Source organism: Eubacterium sp. CAG:156 (genome assembly GCF_000434315.1).
Classification (GTDB): Bacteria; Bacillota; Clostridia; order Lachnospirales; family Lachnospiraceae; genus Eubacterium_U; species Eubacterium_U album.
Genome location: NZ_FR878157.1, coordinates 100,691 through 120,971, shown reverse-complemented (window position 1 = coordinate 120,971; position 20,281 = coordinate 100,691). Strand labels below are relative to the sequence as shown.

General features: G+C 32.8%; 13 protein-coding genes. 12 read left to right on the top strand and 1 reads right to left on the bottom strand.

Features of this window, described 5'->3' with window-relative positions:
- The 11 genes from ABMA45_RS06025 to ABMA45_RS05975 form a co-directional block, all read left to right on the top strand.
- A partial coding sequence (locus ABMA45_RS06025; RefSeq protein WP_348029940.1) for a fibronectin type III domain-containing protein occupies positions 1-494 on the top strand: 494 nt, incomplete at its 5' end.
- 234 nt (positions 495-728) lie between these two features.
- A complete protein-coding gene (locus ABMA45_RS06020) occupies positions 729-3,479 on the top strand; it encodes a CotH kinase family protein (protein WP_022088984.1) in 2,751 nt (916 codons plus the stop codon).
- A gap of 511 nt (positions 3,480-3,990) precedes the next feature.
- Entirely contained in the window at positions 3,991-7,149 is a 3,159-nt protein-coding gene (gene ileS, locus ABMA45_RS06015; protein ID WP_022088983.1) for an isoleucine--tRNA ligase, read from the top strand.
- 118 nt (positions 7,150-7,267) lie between these two features.
- Entirely contained in the window at positions 7,268-9,739 is a 2,472-nt protein-coding gene (locus ABMA45_RS06010) for a glycogen/starch/alpha-glucan phosphorylase (protein ID WP_022088982.1), read from the top strand.
- 327 nt (positions 9,740-10,066) lie between these two features.
- On the top strand, positions 10,067-10,237 hold the full coding sequence (locus ABMA45_RS06005) for a hypothetical protein (RefSeq protein WP_348029938.1): 171 nt from the start codon (positions 10,067-10,069) through the stop codon (positions 10,235-10,237).
- A 140-nt stretch (positions 10,238-10,377) separates the two neighbouring features.
- Entirely contained in the window at positions 10,378-10,560 is a 183-nt protein-coding gene (locus ABMA45_RS06000) for a PD-(D/E)XK nuclease family transposase (protein ID WP_348029937.1), read from the top strand.
- On the top strand, positions 10,542-11,219 hold the full coding sequence (locus tag ABMA45_RS05995) for an Rpn family recombination-promoting nuclease/putative transposase (protein WP_348029942.1): 678 nt from the start codon (positions 10,542-10,544) through the stop codon (positions 11,217-11,219). The genes ABMA45_RS06000 and ABMA45_RS05995 overlap by 19 nt, the downstream gene beginning before the upstream one ends.
- A 186-nt stretch (positions 11,220-11,405) precedes the next feature.
- Complete coding sequence (locus ABMA45_RS05990) at positions 11,406-12,428, top strand: SpoIID/LytB domain-containing protein (protein WP_022088980.1); 1,023 nt, start codon at positions 11,406-11,408, stop codon at positions 12,426-12,428.
- 91 nt (positions 12,429-12,519) lie between these two features.
- The gene (locus ABMA45_RS05985) at positions 12,520-13,320 is read left to right on the top strand and encodes a peptidoglycan DD-metalloendopeptidase family protein (protein ID WP_158562667.1); all 801 of its coding nucleotides are present in this window, start codon (positions 12,520-12,522) and stop codon (positions 13,318-13,320) included.
- A 392-nt stretch (positions 13,321-13,712) separates the two neighbouring features.
- Complete coding sequence (locus ABMA45_RS05980) at positions 13,713-14,006, top strand: autorepressor SdpR family transcription factor (RefSeq protein ID WP_022088978.1); 294 nt, start codon at positions 13,713-13,715, stop codon at positions 14,004-14,006.
- A complete protein-coding gene (locus tag ABMA45_RS05975) occupies positions 13,990-14,637 on the top strand; it encodes an SdpI family protein (protein ID WP_022088977.1) in 648 nt (215 codons plus the stop codon). The genes ABMA45_RS05980 and ABMA45_RS05975 overlap by 17 nt, the downstream gene beginning before the upstream one ends.
- Positions 14,638-14,850: 213 nt before the next feature.
- Here ABMA45_RS05975 and ABMA45_RS05970 read toward each other — a convergent pair whose 3' ends face one another.
- The gene (locus ABMA45_RS05970) at positions 14,851-18,585 is read right to left on the bottom strand and encodes a discoidin domain-containing protein (protein ID WP_022088976.1); all 3,735 of its coding nucleotides are present in this window, start codon (positions 18,583-18,585) and stop codon (positions 14,851-14,853) included.
- Positions 18,586-18,821: 236 nt separating this feature from the next.
- Here ABMA45_RS05970 and ABMA45_RS05965 point away from each other — a divergent pair, with 236 nt between their 5' ends.
- Entirely contained in the window at positions 18,822-20,120 is a 1,299-nt protein-coding gene (locus ABMA45_RS05965; protein WP_022088975.1) for a leucine-rich repeat domain-containing protein, read from the top strand.
- Positions 20,121-20,281 lie beyond the last annotated feature (161 nt).

Below are 20,281 nucleotides of genomic sequence, written 5' to 3'. Positions count from 1 at the left end.
CAACTACAAAGAAGCCTGAGCAGACTACAAATAAACAGGAACAGACAACAAAAACGCCTGAGACAACAACTAAGATTGCAGAAACAACTACAAAGAAGCCTGAGCAGACTACTAATAAACAGGAACAGACAATAAAAGTTACAGAAGCAACAAATAATGACGGAGCAAATCAGTCAACTATACAACCGACAGCTGATAAAAATATTTTAACTGTTGGAAAGGCAAAGATTACTAAAAAGAAATCATTAAAAAAGAAAATTAAGATAACCTTAAAAAGAGTAACAAATGCCAAAGGATATATTGTTCAGTATTCAACAAGTAAGAAGTTTACAAAAAAGACAACAAAGACAATTAATGTAGCAAAGACAACAGTTGTTTTGAAAAAATTAAAGAGTAACAAAAAATATTATATAAGAGTAAGAGGGTATGCTGTTTCAAATGATGAAAAGGTATATGGAAAATGGTCAGGAAAAACATCAGTTAAGACTAAATAATTAAAATCAGAATATTAGAAAAATAACTATGATATAAAAAAAGCATGTTGCGTTAGTGTAAAGAAGCCGCTAATGTAATGTGCTTTTTGTGTGCAATGATTCACAGAGATAAAATAACTCTATAAAAATTATTTCCCATATGAGCTTATTATTGTGAAAAACATTTTTATTAGATAAAATATTTAGTAAGAGATTTGATGAAAAAGGGAATTATTTAAGGAGATAACAGATTTTATGAATCAAAAAAAATTAAGAAAGGTATTCGCAATAGTTCTTGCAATGGTTATGATGATATCGGGAGTTAATTTCAATTACATTGCCAGGGCAGATGAAACTGAGGAGTCAACATCAACCAAGGCTCCAACAAACTTTAAGGTTATTAATTATGGAAAGTATACGGGAATTTATGTGCTGAAATTCGATTCAGTAGAAAATGCAACATCATATAACGTGTATATTGATAATGAGGCAACTGTTGTGAAATCTGTAAAGAGCAGTGGTGAATATTTAACAAATAAGCAATTGAGCAAATATTCAAATGGTGAGCATACATTTTACCTTACAGCTGTTTACGCAGATGGTACGGAATCTGACAAATCAGAAGGAGTTATAGTTGATAAAGAAAACTCATCAGGAGATGATGATATTGCCCAGATTTATATTGAAACGGATAAAAATGTAGACGCCTTAAAAATTAATAAAGACATGGGAAAATTGACAGCATCAATTACAGCAATAGATAATCAGGGAAAGTATAAAGATATTGTTGATGCTACAAATAAAACAACAATTAAGGTGCGTGGAAATTCAACTGCGTTAGCAGACAAAAAAGCATATAATATTACATTTAACAAAAAGAAAGATTTGTTCGGCTTAAGCTCTGCATTTGACGGTACCGGAGCAGGAGCAAAGAAATGGAGCCTTCTTGCAAATGCATTTGATAAATCTTTAATAAGAAACAAACTTGCACTGGATTTAAATACAGCATTTGGAATTCCATTTACATCACAGTCAAGATTTGTTGACTTATATTTAAACGGCCGATATATGGGAAATTATCTTTTAGTTGAATCCGTTGAAGCCGGTACGGACAGAGTTAATATTGATTCGGAAAATCCGGAAAGTGATGATATTTTAATTGAGTTAGAGAACAATGAAAAAGATGAAGAAGGTGTAGATTATCTTATTACAACAAGATATGAACAGAGATTTAACATAGGTTCCCCTGAAAGAGGAGATATGTTTGATTCCGATACACCGGAAGACACTGCGGCAATACAAAAAAAGAAAGAAAGCACTTTAAAAATACTCAATGGTTTTGAAGATGCCCTTGCAACAGGTGATTTTTCAAAAGTAGAAAAATATATTGATGTAGAGTCATTTGTTAATTTTTATCTTGTAAGTGAAATATTTAAAAATCAGGATATTGCATATAGCTCAACAAGATTTTACATTACAAAAAAGACAGGTGATGAAAAGTATAAAATATACGCAGGCCCGGCATGGGATTTTGACCTCTCAAGTGGAAATGTAGCCCCTCATTACTATGGAGATGCAGCTACAGACTATAAATATTGGAAAGCAACTGATATGAAATGGTTTGATAAATTAACATCCATAAAAGAATTTAAATTAAAAGTAGTAAATAGATTTTATGAAAAAATGGATGATATCACTGCATTATATAGTGGGGATAATAGTGAGATAAATACACTTCTTAAAGAATATGGAAATTCTTACAGAAGAAATTACACTGCCGTTGAAAATGGCGGAGCCGGATGGAGTGAAACAGTAAAAGATTCAGCAGACGGATATAGTTATGCAAATATCGGATGGGCATCATTTGATGCAGCTGTTAATTATTTAAGAGATTGGCTTGAAAATCGTGTTGAATGGTTAAAAGTAAAATGGTCTAAAGAGTATTATCTTGGTGAAAAGGATTATGAATATTCAAGCACTCAGGTTAATGGAAATTATAAGTACGACACTGATATTAAAATAGATTCGGTTGCATATAAGAATATCATAACAGGAAATGAAAATGTCGTTGCGTCATCAGGACAGAATTCAGCTAAAAATATTGTTGATGGAAATATGGGGACAAGATGGGGAAGTGAATATAAAGATCCTCAGAACATAGTTGTTGATTTAGGTCAGGTATATTCCGGCTTGAAAAAAGTAGCAATTAATTGGGAAGCAGCTAATGCAAGGGATTACATTATTGAACTTTCTACAGATGGCAACAATTATACTACAGCTGCTGACATAAGAGATGCTGCTTCAGAAAATAATCGTTTGGATGAGATTGTATTTAATAATGGAAAGACAGCAAGATACATACGAATTACGGGAACAGCCAGAAACTTAACATATGGATATTCTATATATGAAGTTGCCGTATATAATATTAAGGCTCCAATATTAACAGATTCCTTAAAGATTGAAGGAAATCAGATGAGTACATGTTTTGGTGGCGTTGATGGTGCAATAGGTATTAGAAGTATTTATTCTGTAGAGAATGCAATTGAGAATATTAAAGTAAGTGAAGTCGGAGTTATTTATGGAGTAGTTACAGAAAAAAATCCTATTTCTGTAAATGATATGATTATAAACAGCGATAATAAATATGTATATAATTGTGCAGCAACTGCAAAGGGCAAATTAGACAAGGTTTATGGAGATTCACAGACAGCATCATATTATGCAAGAACAATGAATATATCTGATTTTTCAGCACAGGGATATAGTATGACATATTATGTAAGACCTTATGCAATTTTAGAAGATGGAACAATAGCTTATGGTGACATAAAATCTTTCTCTATGTATAATATAGCAGATGATTTATATCAGGGTTCTAAGATGAATACAGTTATAGCACACAACTATTTGTTCAACAAAATTTTAAAGATTGTAAATAACAATTATAAGGAAGTTGAATATGGATGGGGAAACGGAATAGTTAAGCCATCGCAGGCAAATTAAAGTTATGATAAAATATAAATGTGATAAATTTAAAATGATTATATTTAGTGCTAAATAAATTTAAGTAGTTAACTTGATATCAATAATTTTATAATTGACAAATTAATAAATGCGATACTATAATATAATGTAAGTGTCAAGAGACATAGAAAGCGAATTTGTTCGCAATATGATAAAGACTTTGATGGAGACAGTAATATAGTAGTAAAAGTAATAGAGAGTCCGGGATGGTGGAAGCCGGATACAAGTAACTGGTATATGAATATCACTCCGGAGTTTCAACCCGAATGAATGACTGAATAACGACTGACTTAATTTGACGGAAGTTATTTAAGTAGGAGTTGACGGATTTCCTCCGTTACAGGGAACACATATGCAAGGAAACTTAAGTATGCTGTAAAGGTGGTTAAACGAATAACAGACATTCGTCCTTTATGGGCGGATGTCTTTTCTTTTTATTACAGCAAATTTTTAAGAAACTTATTTAATACTTAGTAAAGGAGTAAAAAATATGTACAACAAAGTATCACCAAATCTCGACTTTGTAGAAAGAGAAAAGAAAACAGAAAAATTCTGGAAAGACAATGACATTTTTGAAAAAAGTATGGAAAGCAGAAAGCAGGGACCAACATATACTTTTTATGACGGACCTCCAACAGCTAATGGAAAGCCACATATCGGACACGTTTTAACACGTGTTATTAAAGATATGATCCCAAGATACAGAACAATGAAGGGATATATGGTTCCAAGAAAAGCAGGATGGGATACTCATGGACTTCCTGTAGAACTTGAAGTAGAAAAGTTATTAGGATTAAATGGAAAAGAACAGATTGAAGAATATGGTATGGAACCTTTCATCAAGAAATGTAAGGAATCTGTATGGAAATATAAAGGAATGTGGGAAGATTTCTCAGGAACAGTTGGTTTCTGGGCTGATATGGATAACCCATATGTAACTTATGATGACAATTTCATTGAATCTGAATGGTGGGCTCTTAAGAATATTTGGGATAAGAAGTTATTATACAAAGGATTTAAGATTGTACCTTATTGCCCTAGATGTGGAACACCTCTTTCATCGCAGGAAGTTGCACAGGGATATAAGTCAGTAAAAGAGCGTTCAGCAATCGTTAGATTTAAGGTTGTTGGAGAAGATGCTTATTTCCTTGCATGGACAACAACACCTTGGACTCTTCCATCAAACGTAGCTCTTTGTGTTAACCCTAACGACACATATTGTAAAGTAAAGGCTGCTGACGGATATACTTACTATATGGCAGAAGCATTACTAGACACAGTATTAGGTAAGCTTGCTACAGAAGATGAAAAGGCTTATGAAGTATTAGAAACAATGAAGGGTGCAGACCTTGAAAATAAAGAATATGAACCATTATATGATTGTGCAAAAGCTATTGCTGATAAGCAGAGAAAGAAAGGTTTCTTTGTAACATGTGACACATACGTTACTATGAGCGATGGTACAGGTATCGTTCATATCGCACCGGCATTTGGTGAAGACGATGCTAATGTAGGACGTAAATATGACCTTCCATTTGTACAGCTTGTAAATGATAAAGGACAGCTTACAGACGATACACCTTATGCAGGATTATTTGTTAAGGATGCTGACCCTAAGGTATTAGTTGACCTTGATAAGAGAGGACAGTTATTCGACGCACCTAAGTTTGAACATGATTATCCACACTGCTGGAGATGTGATACACCATTAATCTACTATGCAAGAGAATCATGGTTTATCAAGATGACAGAAGTTAAGGATAAGCTTGTTGCAAATAACAATACAGTAAACTGGATTCCAAAATCAATAGGTGAAGGACGTTTTGGAAACTGGCTTGAAAATGTACAGGATTGGGGTATTTCAAGAAACCGTTATTGGGGTACACCGCTTAATATCTGGGAATGCTGCGATTGCGGATGTCAGGAATCAATTGGCAGCCGTGCAGAATTAGCAGAAAGAAGTGGAAATCCTGATGATGCAAAAGTAGAATTACACAGACCATATATTGATGAAGTTACATTCAAATGTAAAAAATGTGGTGGCACAATGAAGAGAGTACCGGAAGTTATTGACTGCTGGTTCGATTCAGGAGCAATGCCATTTGCACAGCATCATTATCCATTTGAAAATAAGGACTTATTTGAACAGCAGTTCCCGGCAGATTTTATTTCAGAAGCTGTAGACCAGACAAGAGGATGGTTCTATTCATTAATGGCTGAATCAACATTATTATTTGACAAAGCACCATATAAGAATGTTATTGTACTTGGTCATGTACAGGATGAAAATGGTCAGAAGATGAGTAAGTCAAAGGGTAATGCGGTTGATCCATTCGAAGCATTAGGACAGTATGGAGCAGATGCAATAAGATGGTATTTCTATACTAACTCAGCACCATGGCTTCCAAACCGTTTCCATGGAAAAGCAGTTCAGGAAGGACAGCGTAAATTCATGGGAACACTTTGGAACACATATGCTTTCTATGTTTTATATGCTGAAATTGACCAGTTTGACCCAACAAAATACACACTTAATTATGATAAGTTAAGTGTTATGGATAAATGGTTATTATCAAAACTTAACACTATGGTTAAATCAGTTGATGATAATCTTGCAAATTACAGAATCCCTGAAGCTGCAAGAGCATTAGATGATTTTGTAGATGATATGAGTAACTGGTATGTAAGACGTTCAAGAGAACGTTTCTGGGCGAAAGATATGCCACAGGATAAGATTAATGCATACATGACATTATATACAGCACTTGTAACTGTATCAAAGGCAGCAGCACCTATGATTCCATTTATGACAGAAGATATTTATCAGAATATCGTTAAGAATGTAGACGCAACAGCACCTGAAAGTATTCATTTATGTGACTTCCCTGAAGTTAATGAAGCTTTCATTGATAAAGAATTAGAAGAAAACATGGAAAATGTTCTTGAAGTTGTAGTAATGGGTAGAGCATGTAGAAATGCATCAGGTATTAAGAACAGACAGCCTATCGGAAAGATGATGGTTAAGGCAGAATTTGATTTATCTGAATTCTACAAAGAAATCATTGAAGATGAATTAAATGTTAAGACTGTTGAATTTACAGATGATGTAAGTGCATTTACTTCATATTCATTTAAACCACAGCTTAAGACAGTTGGACCTAAATATGGAAAAGTATTAGGAAAGATTAAGGCTGCACTTGCTGAATTAGATGGAAATAAAGCAATGGCACAGTTAAATGCTGAAGGCGCATTAAAATTTGATTTCGATGGAACAGAAGTTGTTCTTGAAAAAGATGATTTATTAATTGATACAGCTCAGGTTGAAGGATATGTATCAGAAAGTGACAACAATATTACTGTAGTGTTAGACACTAATTTATCACCTGAATTAATTGAAGAAGGTTTTGTAAGAGAAATAATCAGTAAGATTCAGACTATGAGAAAAGAAGCCGGATTTGAGGTCATGGATAAAATCGTAGTTAATGTTTCTAAAAACGATTCAATTATTAAAGTAGTTACTGACAATTTAGACGAAATTAAGGCTGAAGTGTTGGCAAATGAAATCGTTTTTGATAAAATCGAAGGGTACTCGAAAGAGTGGAATATTAACGGTGAGAAAGTTACTCTTGGTGTAGAAAAAGTGCAGTAATACTTAACCCGAATAAATATACTAACAGATAGCTTTGTAAAGTGACGGATAATATTCTATTCGTCACTTAATACTTAAGATAAGAAAAGTACCGTAAATAATTATGGAGGAAAACTAAATGGCAAAAACAGTGAAGACAGAGGCTGAAATCTTTAAAGAAGAATTTAAGAAAAAAGTCCGTGATGAAGCTAAGATGCTTTACAGAAAAACTCTGGAAGAAGTGTCAGACAGACATAAGTTTGTAGCAGTTGCATATGCAGTAAAAGATATCGTTATTGATCAGTGGATTGCTACACAGAAAGCATATGAAAAGGCTGATGCTAAAACAGTATATTATTTATCAATGGAATTCCTTATGGGAAGAGCATTGGGAAATATGATTATCAATTTATCAAGTAGAAATGAAATCAAAGAAGCTATCGAAGAACTTGGTTTAGACTTAAACGTAATTGAAGATCAGGAACCTGATGCAGCACTTGGAAATGGTGGTCTTGGTCGTCTTGCAGCCTGCTTCCTTGACAGTTTATCTACATTAGGATATCCGGCTTACGGTTGTGGTATAAGATACAAATATGGTATGTTCCAGCAGAAGATTGAAAATGGATATCAGAAGGAAATCCCTGAAGATTGGTTAAGACATGTTAATCCATTAGAAATAAAGAGAGAAGAATATGCCTGCGAAGTAAAATTTGGCGGATTCGTAAGAGTTGAACACAGAGACGGAAGAAACTACTTTATCCAGGAGGGATATCAGGCAGTTCGTGCAATCCCTTATGATATGCCTATCGTAGGTTATGGAAACAACGTAGTTAATACACTTAGAATCTGGGATGCAGAACCAATTGTACATTTTAATTTAGATGAATTTGACAAAGGTGCATATATGGCAGCTGTTGAACAGGAAAATCTTGCTAAGACAATCACTGAAGTTCTTTATCCAAATGATAATCATTATGCAGGTAAAGAATTAAGATTAAAACAGCAGTATTTCTTTATTTCAGCAAGCTTACAGACAGCAATCAAGAAATATTTGACAAAACATGATGATTTAAGCAAGCTTCCTGAAAAGGTAGTATTCCAGATGAACGATACTCATCCTACACTTACAGTTGCAGAACTTATGAGATTATTAATGGATGAATATTTATTAGAATGGGATGAAGCATGGGCAATTACATCTAAGTGCTGTGCTTACACTAACCACACAATTATGAGTGAAGCACTTGAAAAATGGCCAATTGAATTATTCTCAAGATTACTTCCAAGATGTTATCAGATTATTGAAGAAATCAACAGAAGATTCATTATAGACATTGAAAATAAATACCCTGGAGATCATAGAAAGATTGAAAAGATGGCTATTATTTATGATGGTCAGGTTAAGATGGCTAACTTAGCTATTTGTGCAGGATTTTCAGTTAACGGTGTTGCAAAACTTCATACAGAAATTCTTGAAAAACAGGAACTTAGAGATTTCTATGAAATGTTCCCAGAGAAGTTTAACAACAAGACAAATGGCATCACACAGAGAAGATTCTTGCTTCACGGAAATCCATTGTTAGCAGAATGGGTAACAGGAAAAGTAGGAGATGACTGGATTACTGATTTACCTAAGATTCAGGGAATTGAAGTTTATGCAGATGATAAGAAAGCTCAGGCTGAATTTGCAAATATTAAATATCAGAACAAGGTTCGTCTTGCTAAATACATTAAAGAACATAATGGTATTGATGTAGACCCACGTTCAATATTTGACGTTCAGGTTAAGAGACTTCATGAATATAAACGTCAGTTACTTAATATTTTACATGTTATGTACTTATATAACCAGATTAAAGAACATCCGGATATGGATTTCTATCCAAGAACATTTATATTTGGTGCAAAGGCAGCTGCAGGTTATAAGATTGCTAAACTTACAATTAAGTTAATCAATAGCGTTGCTGATGTAATTAACAACGATGCATCAATTAATGGTAAGATTAAGGTTGTATTTATTGAAAATTATCGTGTATCAAATGCAGAAATTATTTTTGCGGCAGCAGATGTTTCAGAACAGATTTCTACAGCATCTAAGGAAGCATCAGGAACAGGTAATATGAAATTTATGTTAAATGGTGCTTTAACTCTTGGAACAATGGATGGTGCTAATGTTGAAATCGTTGAAGAGGTTGGAATTGATAATGCATTTATATTTGGTTTATCAAGTGATGAAGTAATCAATTATGAAAATAATGGTGGTTATGATCCAATGCAGATATTCAATGAAGATATGGATATCAGAAAAGTATTAATGCAGTTAATCAATGGATTCTATTCACCTGATGATCCTGAAAGATTTAGAGATATTTACAATTCATTGTTGAATACACAGTCAACAGATAAAGCAGACAGATATTTCATCTTAAAGGATTTCAGATCTTATGCTGAAGCTCAGAAGAGAGTAGAAGAAGCTTATAAAGATCAGGAAGGCTGGGTTAAGAAGGCAATGCTTAACGTTGCTCATGTTGGTAAATTTACATCTGACAGAACAATTCAGGAATATGTAGATGATATCTGGCATCTTGAAAAAGTGAAAGTAGATATGTAGGATATGATGTAAATATAGATTTACATTTACATATATCTTATGTATATAAAATATGAAAGTGTAAAGTTTTATGATTTTATGCTTATATGAAAAAATAGAAGACAATTACAATTGTCTAAAGGGTAAATTATAATATATAAAAATGCTATTACATTTTGAGAAATCAGATGTAATAGCATTTTTTTGCTTTGTATTATATTTAATTAAACATCTTGACATATCACTAAACATATGTATAATATATGAAAAAACATATACAATGTGAGACTGTGATGAAACTGTAATAAAAATAAGTTCTATTAAAATAAAGCGTCAAGGAGGAGATTATTGAAGAAGTACGAAGAATTAGACATAACAGACCCATTCATTTTTGCGAAAGTCATGAGTGAAAAAGAATTGTGCCTCGTGTCTCTGGTTCGATTCCGGAACTGGGCATTAACCATGTCCGAAGCAAAAGAGAGAGGGACAAGACAGAAAAGACGCAGGAATGACAGATAAATTTAAAAACGGCAAAAACCGTAACAGAATAAACATGAATGACAGATAAGGAAGCAGAAATGCTTCTTTTTTTATTATATAGGGCAAGTCCGTGTTTATAAAGGCGAGTTTTATGTGAAAAAGAATTGTGTAAACCACTGTTGGAAAATATATTAAACATAAAAATAAGGGATATTGTATATGTTGATTATGAAGAAACAATACAGATGACAGTGAAGTCAAAAGGGATAAGACTCGACATATATGTTGAGGATGACGACAACACAGTTTTTAATCTCGAAATGCAGACAACAACTTATAAAGAATTACCGCAAAAGGGATAAGACTCGACATATATGTTGAGGATGACAACAACACAGTATTCAATCTCGAAATGCAGACGACAACTTATAAAGAATTACCAAAAAGATCAAGATATTATCAGGGAATAATAGATTTAAACATGATTGAAAAAGGCGAATCATATGATATACTTAAGGAAAGTTATGTCATATTTATCTGTACATTTGATTTTTTTGAAAAAGGAAGAAGTGTTTACGAGTTTGAAAATGTATGCCTGGAAGATAGTGAAATCAAGTTAAATGATGGAACGCATAAGATATTTCTAAACACAAAAGGCGATAAAAGTGACATAAATAAGGAACTGAAATCATTATTGGAATATTTTGACGGCAGCGAACCTGAAAGTGAACTTACGAGAAGGATAGACAGAAAGGTAATCGCAGCCAGAAAAAATGAGAGATGGAGGCGAGAGTATATGTCATTACAGATGGAAATGAATCTAAAATATAGAGAGGGTCTGAAGGCTGGAGAAGAAAAAGGAAGGGCATTAGGTCAAAGTGAAGGTAAAATTGAAACTCAGAAAAATATTAACAGACTTAATAAAATTTTGCTGTCAGAAAAAAGATACGATGACTTAGAAAAATCAGCCCAGGATATTGAGTACCAGAATAAACTTATGAAAGAATATGACATTATATAATGGAGTAGAAAAAAAGAATCATATCCACAAAAATATTATTTAAAGTAGATACCACTCAGTCGAAAGATTAGGTGGTATTTTTTTACCTGTATTTAAAAAATGATTAGTGTATGATAAAAAATATAAGTTGAATTATAGATAATAAAAAGGAATACAATATAATAATAACTTTGGTTGAAAGTATATATGAAAGTTAATAAAAAATTTGTTGGAGCTATATTTGTATTAATAACTTTGATAGGATTATTGATTTATATAAAGGGGACAGGAACAAAACAGGATGATGGCAAAAAATTTAATAAATATATTGTTATAGATGGAAATGGTTATAAAACAAAAATGGATGTGGAACAATTTATTCCCTGTGTCTTATTTGCACAAATGAGTTTGGAAAATAATATAGAAACAATTAAAGCGCAGGCAGTTGTAGACAGAACGTATATAGCTTACATGATGAAAAATAAGAAGGAAATTGAAGCGGATGAATTAGGACTTCCTTATATGTCATATGAAAAAATGATTAAAGTGTGCAAAGATGAAAAAAAATTAAAAGGTAAAAAAAGTGCATTAGATGTAGTGAAAAATATTGTGGGAAGTAGTAATAATGAGCAATTTAAAAGTAAAATGCAGATAATTGATAAAGTAATGAATGAAACAGCACTGATGGTAATGAAAAATAAGGGAGAAATAATTCTTCCGTTATATCATGAAATAAGTGGAGGAATGACAAGAAACGGATTAGAAGTATTAGGAGAAAAATATGGCTATTTGTTAGCAGGTGTATGTCAGGATGACTATAACAATAGTGATTACAAAATGGAACGTTATTTTACAATGGCTGAATTAGCGGATAAAATGGAAAAAGCTAAAATTATAATTTACGATAATGAAAAGAATGAAATCGATTTAAAAAACATAACGGTAAATGAAATGATAGAAAATACGAATATAGCAAAGGATAGTAGTGAATATGCTGTGTCTGTAAAAATATTTGAAACCGGTATATCGGGTGAAGATTTTGCGAATGCTTTAAATGTAGATAGTTCAAATATCACGTTAGAGTACATAGATGACAAAATAAAAATAACTACTAAAGGAAAAGGGCATGGATTTGGATTAAGCATGAATCAGGCTGAAAAATATGGAGAGCAGGGAATGGGATACGAAGAAATATTAAAAAAATTTTATGATGTGACGATAGCTGAATAGAAAATAATATTTTGGTCCATACTTTAACTATAACAAAGTTAAAGAAAGGAGAGCATGGATTATTTTATAAAATATGACATGCGATAGTTTTATGGACAAAAAATTTATGGCCTCATTAGTGGTGTGCTTTGTTGCACTTACCATGGTTGCGGCGGGTACTTATTATATTGGTCAGAAAAAAGACGAAAAGACAATTAATGTAAAAAAAATTGCAAAGGTTGAGACAACAGTAGATTCTGAAAACATTGAAGCTGCTCAGAATGCTTTAGGCAAAGAAGTTACAACAGAAGGTGACAGAATAAGTATGGCAGAGGAAGAAGCTTCAAGTTATGAAGGAGAAACTAAAATTGTAAATGAAGAACCTACAACTGCTAAGGTTGTAGAGGAAAATACAGCATCAAATATGGATGAAAAAGATAATATGTATGGACTTTCTTCAGAGGCAGCAGCAGTTGTAAGCAATTTAAAATTCAATAAAAACAGTAAATTGCTCTGGCCTGTAGAAGGAAATATTTTACTTGAATATAATATGGAAAATACAGTTTACTTTTCAACTCTTGATGAGTACAAATGCAGTCCTGCGATAGCCATCCAAAGTAAAGAAGGTGCCGAAGTAAAAGCAGCGGCAAAGGGTGTGGTAACTGAATTAGGACAAAATGATGAATATGGAGTTTATATGAAAGTTGCTATGGGAAATGACTATTTTGCAACTTATGGACAGATAATAAACCCACAGTATGAGGTTGGACAGACTGTAGAAGCAGGTAGCGTAATAGGCTATGTAAATAAACCAACATCAAGTTATGAAAAAGAAGGAGATAATTTATATTTCCAGGTAACAAAGAAAAATAAACCGAAAGACCCTCTCAAATATATGGATTATCAGGATTAAGTATATTGAGATATATTACAAAATATTATGAAATATATTCAGAAATGATTTATGGTTAAATCACAAACTGATAAGTTGAGCATACAATGTAATAAGTGTTAAAAGATTAGAAAATTTAAACTTTTACAGATTATGTATGAAATAATAATTTAATAAGTGTTATACAAATAGACACAAATATAATCTATTTACAACAAGCAATAAGACTTTTTTACGACGAGCAATCGTTCAATAACATTAACCGTCTGTTGCTTTAAATAGATTAGAACTGTAAAGTTCTTTAGTTAGCAATATCTATTTAGAAAAAAATCTAAATAGATATTGCTTTTTTATTTCTGAAGTGGTATATTCTATTTAGAAAAAAATCTAAATAGCAGAAAGGAGTATAATATATGAGCTTTCATGAAACCTTTAAGGCTTTGTCTGATCCTGTGAGAAGGGATATACTTGTTTTGTTAAGAGATAAAGCAATGTCAGCTGGAGAGATAGGTGAGCATTTTGATTTGACGGGAGCGACAATGTCATATCATTTAAATCAGTTAAAGAAAGCCGGATTAGTGTATGAAAATAAAGAGAAAAACTACATTTATTACCAGCTTAATACATCAGTTATGGAAGAAATAATATTATGGCTTTCACAGTTTGGAGAGAGTGAAAGGGAGGAAAATAATGATGAAGATAAATAATAAAAAACAGATGATAATTACATCTATTGTATGTGTTTTACCTATGATTATCGGAGCAATTATATATAGTAAATTACCGAAGCAGATGCCGATACATTTTAATTATTCAGGAAATGCAGATAATTATGCTCCTAAAGCTTTTGTATGCTTTGCATTACCGTTAATTATGTTACTTGCTAATTTGCTTTTACATGTGATTATTAATAATGACCCCAAAAATAATGGTGGAGGTAGTGTGGTGGCTACTATAAGTAAATGGACAATACCGGTAGTTTCAGTTATAGTTTTTGCTTTATGTTCTATTTACGGATTAGGATATAATTTATCTTCTACAAAATATGTAATTGTTGCAGTTGGAATTTTAATTATATTCATTGGAAATTATCTTCCTAAATGCAGACAGAATTATACAGTAGGAATAAAACTACCATGGACCTTGAATGATATAAATAATTGGAACAAAACACACAGAATGGCAGGAGTTTTGTGGATAATATGTGGAATACTCTTTGCAATAAGTGCATTTTTAGGAAGAGTGGGAGAAGTGTCAATTATAATATTAATTATTGTTATGGTTTGTGTGCCTACAGCTTATTCGTTTTTACTATATAAAAATAAAAGGCATAAGTAGTACCGGAATAAAAAATGTTAAATTAATATGAGATAACTTATAAAAGCCTGGAGTATAATCTATTTTTATCATATTAATGAAATATAAAACTGTAATATGAAACTGTAATATGAAAAAGAGACTGGATTTACCGTTATATACTTGGTAAATGAAGTCTCTTTTTTGTTGTATATTATAGTGACACTTTAAATAAATTTAGTGTCAGTCCAATAATTATTTGTTAACTGTATTCTCCCATTTATAAGGAATTTCTTTATAATCAGGGTGTACAACAGTTAATATATTGTAGAATAAATATTGATGTCCGTCATAAGTAGGCATTAAGTTATTCTGATATAATGTATCAGCAATGCTATATAATGAGAAGTCATACACCTCGCTGTAAGCAATAGCTCCGTTTTCAAGAACTGAGTATGCACGTACATAATATTTAGCATTATATCTTGCAGCACCATAGCCGTTATGTGTCATTGTGCGGACATAGTAGGTTGCAGTTGCTGAATCACCATTATAATTTGAAATTACACCCTTAGCAGTAGCTTCGTATGAAGCAATATATTTGTTATCTGAATTAAATACAACATCATTTTTGGTTATCGGACCATTAGCAAAACCATAAATTAATCCGGATGAAACAACTTTTTGTCCCTTTATAGTAGCTTCAGATGAATAAAGTACTCTTGAACCTCTAAGTACAGCACTAATCTGATAGCCTATGACTTTTACATCATTACTAATGAATTCACCTTTTGGTTCTACAGTAGTAGTTTCTTCAGGCTTAGTAGTTGGTTTCACAGTAGTAGTTTCCTGAGGCTTAGTAGTCTCTTCTGTAGTAGTTTCTTCTGGTGTTTTACTCTCATCTTCATCTGAAATAAGGTAATTATTTGCGGCAGCATTTAATGCATAAAATTCATGAATTGACCAGTAGTTAGATTTTGAACCGGTCTGAACAACTCTGACATATCTTGAATTTTGAACATTTACTTTAATAATTCCGTTAGTAGTTGTACCACTTGCGATTGCATTTCCCCAGTCTGTTCCATTAGAAGATACATATATTTCATAAGCTGCAGGAGCATCGCTTGAAGTACTTGAGCCAACATCGCAAATAATGGTGTTGTATGTTAATGTTTTTCCAAAGTCAACCATAAACCATTGACCTGGAGTCTGAGAACCGCTTGTATCCCATCTTGTTGCTGCATTTCCATCTAAAGCATTTTTAGCATTGTTGTTATTGTTACAAGCAGTAGCTTTCCATGAATCACGTCCTGAAACCTGAGCAAGAGCACCTGATGAAGATACTGTTGAACCAAGTCCCATATTGCTATCAAATGATTTAAATGAGTCGGCATTATTATTTCTATTATTAAGAATAGAACCTGATATGGAAATATTCTTTTCACTTCCTGAATCAACAAATGCACTACCATTTTGGTTAGAAGCACTGGCAAGAATATTTAAATTTGCATTTGATACACTTGCTAATGTCTGCTGTCCCGGATTGTTAAAATGAGCACCGTATAATGTTAAATTACCTGAATCTAAAATGAGTCCACGTTGTGGCTGTCCCCAAAAATCGCAATTATTAAATGTTGATTTAAAATTGCTATTTTCCTCTGAATAGAAATAAGCTGTCTTTGGATTGTTATCTCCAATGGAAACAATCTGGGAATTGTCAAAGTCAAAACTCTTAGTTAAACCTGAAGTCCAATAGACAGCTCTTGTTGAACCATCAACACCTAATCCCATACTTCTACCGGAAGGACCACCGTTACCATCATTTTGTAATGAAGTTCCACGGTATGAACCATAGTGGAAATCATTGTATAATGTTTCGTTATCGCAATCTCCTAAAATAAGAAAATCTAAATGCTCAAGTCCATATGAATACAAAGGCGCGTTAGAAACGCCATTTGGCATATTACTAAAGCTTCCAAATTTACTTTCATTTCCGCAGGCATAAACAATTACGTTAAACATAAGGTTATAAAGCTTTCCGTTAACTGAATTTCCACCTACACGCACACCCGTATCAAAGGCGTGACCACCTAAAAAATCAACATAGTGGTTGTCGCATTTATATGTAAATAAGTCTAATGCTTTATAAGCAGCTCGAACGCCTGAATCAATTACATAAACATTAGCTCCCTGTCCCTGAATTGTGTAAGGGTACTTTGCCGGAAGCCAGTCTGCGCTTCCTGAAAATACCTGTTCAGGATAGTCGACTACAATGCCACGGATACCACTGTCAGCCTTTAGCTGAATAAAAGAATCACCATCCGGATTGTTTCTATTCTCATATGCTTCAAGTATTGTGCCTGAACCATGAGGAACGCTCCATAAATCAACTGCGCCACGAAGCTCAACGTTTGATGGAATTGTCAAATGACCACGAACTTTGTATTTGCCACTAGGTAAAAATACGATTCCACCACCATCATTAGAAGCCTGATTTAATGCTTCCTGAATAGCAGAAGTGTTATCATTTGAACCTGTACTGGCATTATATGGTGAAACAGTAGCATTATATAAAACTGTTCTTGCAGGTGTATGTGGGTCATATTCTACTTTAGTGAAATCTGAAACTTCACCGGTTACTGCCGTACTATCGCTTAAAGAAGATTCATAAACAGATTTATTTGTGATTTTTTGACCTTTAGTAAATGCACATTCTGTTATGTTACCACGACCTGAAGTACCATAATAAATCTGCGGAGTACTGTTGCTAAATGTTGTATTATTTGCAACAAATGTTCCACTGTTAATTGCAACACGACCTCTTGATACTTTTGATGAATTAAATGTAAGTTTTGTGCTTGAAGTATTAGGAATTCGTATAGCGTATTTAGATACGTCAATTTTTGTTTTTGTAAACTGTGCTGCATCTGATGTGTTTTCGCCAAGCACGATTCCGTTTTCACAATTATGAATATTTATCTCGTCAAATAAAATACCTACAGAGTTAGTCGCATTAATCTGAATACCTGTTTTACATTCGGATAAATCAAAGTTATAGTGATGGCCGTTTGGTGTAGCTTTGTCATCAGTTGATAAAGTTTTTTCTGTATCGTATCCGATATTATAACCATTAATATTAATGTTACATGTGTATGACCAATCGTTACGTCTCATTACGATACCGATTGAATTGTTGTACATGTAATCGTTGAAAGAAGTTGTGGTTGGGGCATTTGCAACACCTGAATTCTTCCAGTAGTCAGGTGATAAGTTTACATTTTCAATTCTTCCAACATCAGCTATTTTATCAATTTCTATACCTTTACATAATGTTGTTCCATAAAGTCCGTTAACTACAGGTGAAGCACCACCGTTGTCGTAGTTAAATAAAATGCCAATATATGAATTTAATAAAGTGACATTTTTAGTGTTACAATATTCGTTTCCAAAATAATTGTTGAATCCATAACGAATAGTTGGTGAATATGGAGTAATGTTATTCGGGTCCTGTTCAGGATACCATATTGTTAAATCCATAATTCCTGTTTCAGGAGCCATTTCAACAAATGGTGTTGTGCGTTCATTTCCATTTCGTCCTGTATAGGCCATAAGTAATGTCCCAATTGGAGCACTGTTATTTCGACTAGGCTTTTGCCAGTCACCACGAAGTGTAACTCCTTTAGGAATGGAAAGAGCGCCTTTTATTGCATAACGCCCGCTTGGAACATATACAATACCGCCTCCTAAATCTCCAACTTTGTTTAGAAGTTTTTGAAAAACATTTGTGTTATCTGTCTGTCCGTCGGCAACGGCACCGTAATCGGTTACATCATATGTTGCCACGAATACCTCTGACGAATCTAGAGTGTGAACAAGTTTATAAGATGGTTCACCTACATTGCCAAAGTCTGTAGTGGCACAGAAAGCCACTGTAGAGCCAAACAACATTAAGACAACAGTCCATAATGTTGCACGCAAAAATTTGTACATATGTACTACCTCCAATACTTTTATTATGGTTCTATTGAACCTATTTCTTACCCCAATAAAATTATAAATGCTTTTAGATAATGATACAAGAAAAATAAATTAAATTTAGTCAAGTTATCAGGAAAATAAAAGTTGCAATATAAATAAGAAATGTCACATATACTAAATATTGCAAAGACGATATTGTTATGTTAAAATTAATCGGAACTAAAAATGTATTAATTAATGGAGGGTATATGAACAAGAAAAAAATTTTAGTTGTTTTAACTGCAATGATTATTAGCTTATGTGCAGTATTTGTAACTGTTGACGCAGCCACTAAGGTAAAGCTTACTAAGAAAAGTGTAGCTATGTATGAAGGTGACAGCATATTTTTAAAGGTTAAGGGAACAAAGTCTAAGATTAAGTGGAGCAGTAAGAATAAAAAGGTAGCCGTAGTTACTAAAAAAGGAAAGGTTAAGGCAGTAAAGAAAGGTAGAACTGTAATTTATGCTAAATTTGGGAAGAAAGTATTAAAATGCAAGATTATAGTTAATGAAAAGGTGACAAATAAAGATGTTATTAAGAATGATAATAAAGATACAATTGTAAATGAGACTACTACTAAAGAATCTATTACTAAAGAAACTACTACTAAAGAACCGGTAAAAGAAGAAATTACAACGAAAAAGCCAATTGATAACGGCACAGATAATGAAGAAGAAACGAACAATAATATTACTATAGGTAAATGGGTAGTGATGGATTTAGATGGAAGATATGCAATAGAGGGTTATCATGGAAGTGATAAAGAAATAACTGTTCCTAATGAACTTAATGGTGTGAAAGTGTGGTTGATTGATTCTGACGCATTTATGGACAATATGGATGTAGAGAAAGTCGTAGTTTCATATGGAATTCAGATTGTCAGAAGTTCAGCTTTTGAAGGATGTGATTATTTAAAGACAGTTGTTTTACCGGAAAGTGTTACAGGAATAGGTGATAGAGCATTTAAAAATTGTTATGAGTTAGAGAGTGTTAATGTGCCATCGGGTGTAGAGACTATAGGTGAAGAGACATTTATGGGTTGCAGTTCTTTAACTAGTATACAGTTACCTGATGATTTAGAAGAAATTGATAGTAGCGCATTTAATGGAAGTGGAATTACAAATATTGTTATTCCTGATAAAGTTACAGCTATTCTTTCTAAAACGTTTATGAATTGTAAAAATTTAGAAAGCGTTACTTTAGGAAAGAAAACAAGAGCAATTGGATTTCTTTCATTTGAAAATTGCTCAAGTTTGAAAAATATTGTTTTACCGGAAACTTTAGAAAAAATAGGAATGAGAGCTTTTGCCGGATGTACTTTCTTAGAAAGTGTAACTGTTTATGCGGGAGAAGTAGATATACTGAAAGATGCATGGATTAAAAATCCTAATTATTCTAGGGATGAAGAGCCAATACCTCTTGAATGTACAATTATTGGAGTTAAAGGTTCTCTTGTAGAGGCCTATGCCATAGAATATGGATTAAAGTTCGAGGAGATAGAGGAGTAGGAGTTTTTATTAAGTTGAAGTAATAGATACATCATTATTTATGCACATTTTATTCTAAATAAAATTATTGAGGGCGAAATATCTATCGGTAGTAATTTTTCATATTTTTATATTAGTGAATTTTGTAAATAAATAATGAGATTAAGCTGATGCACAAACAA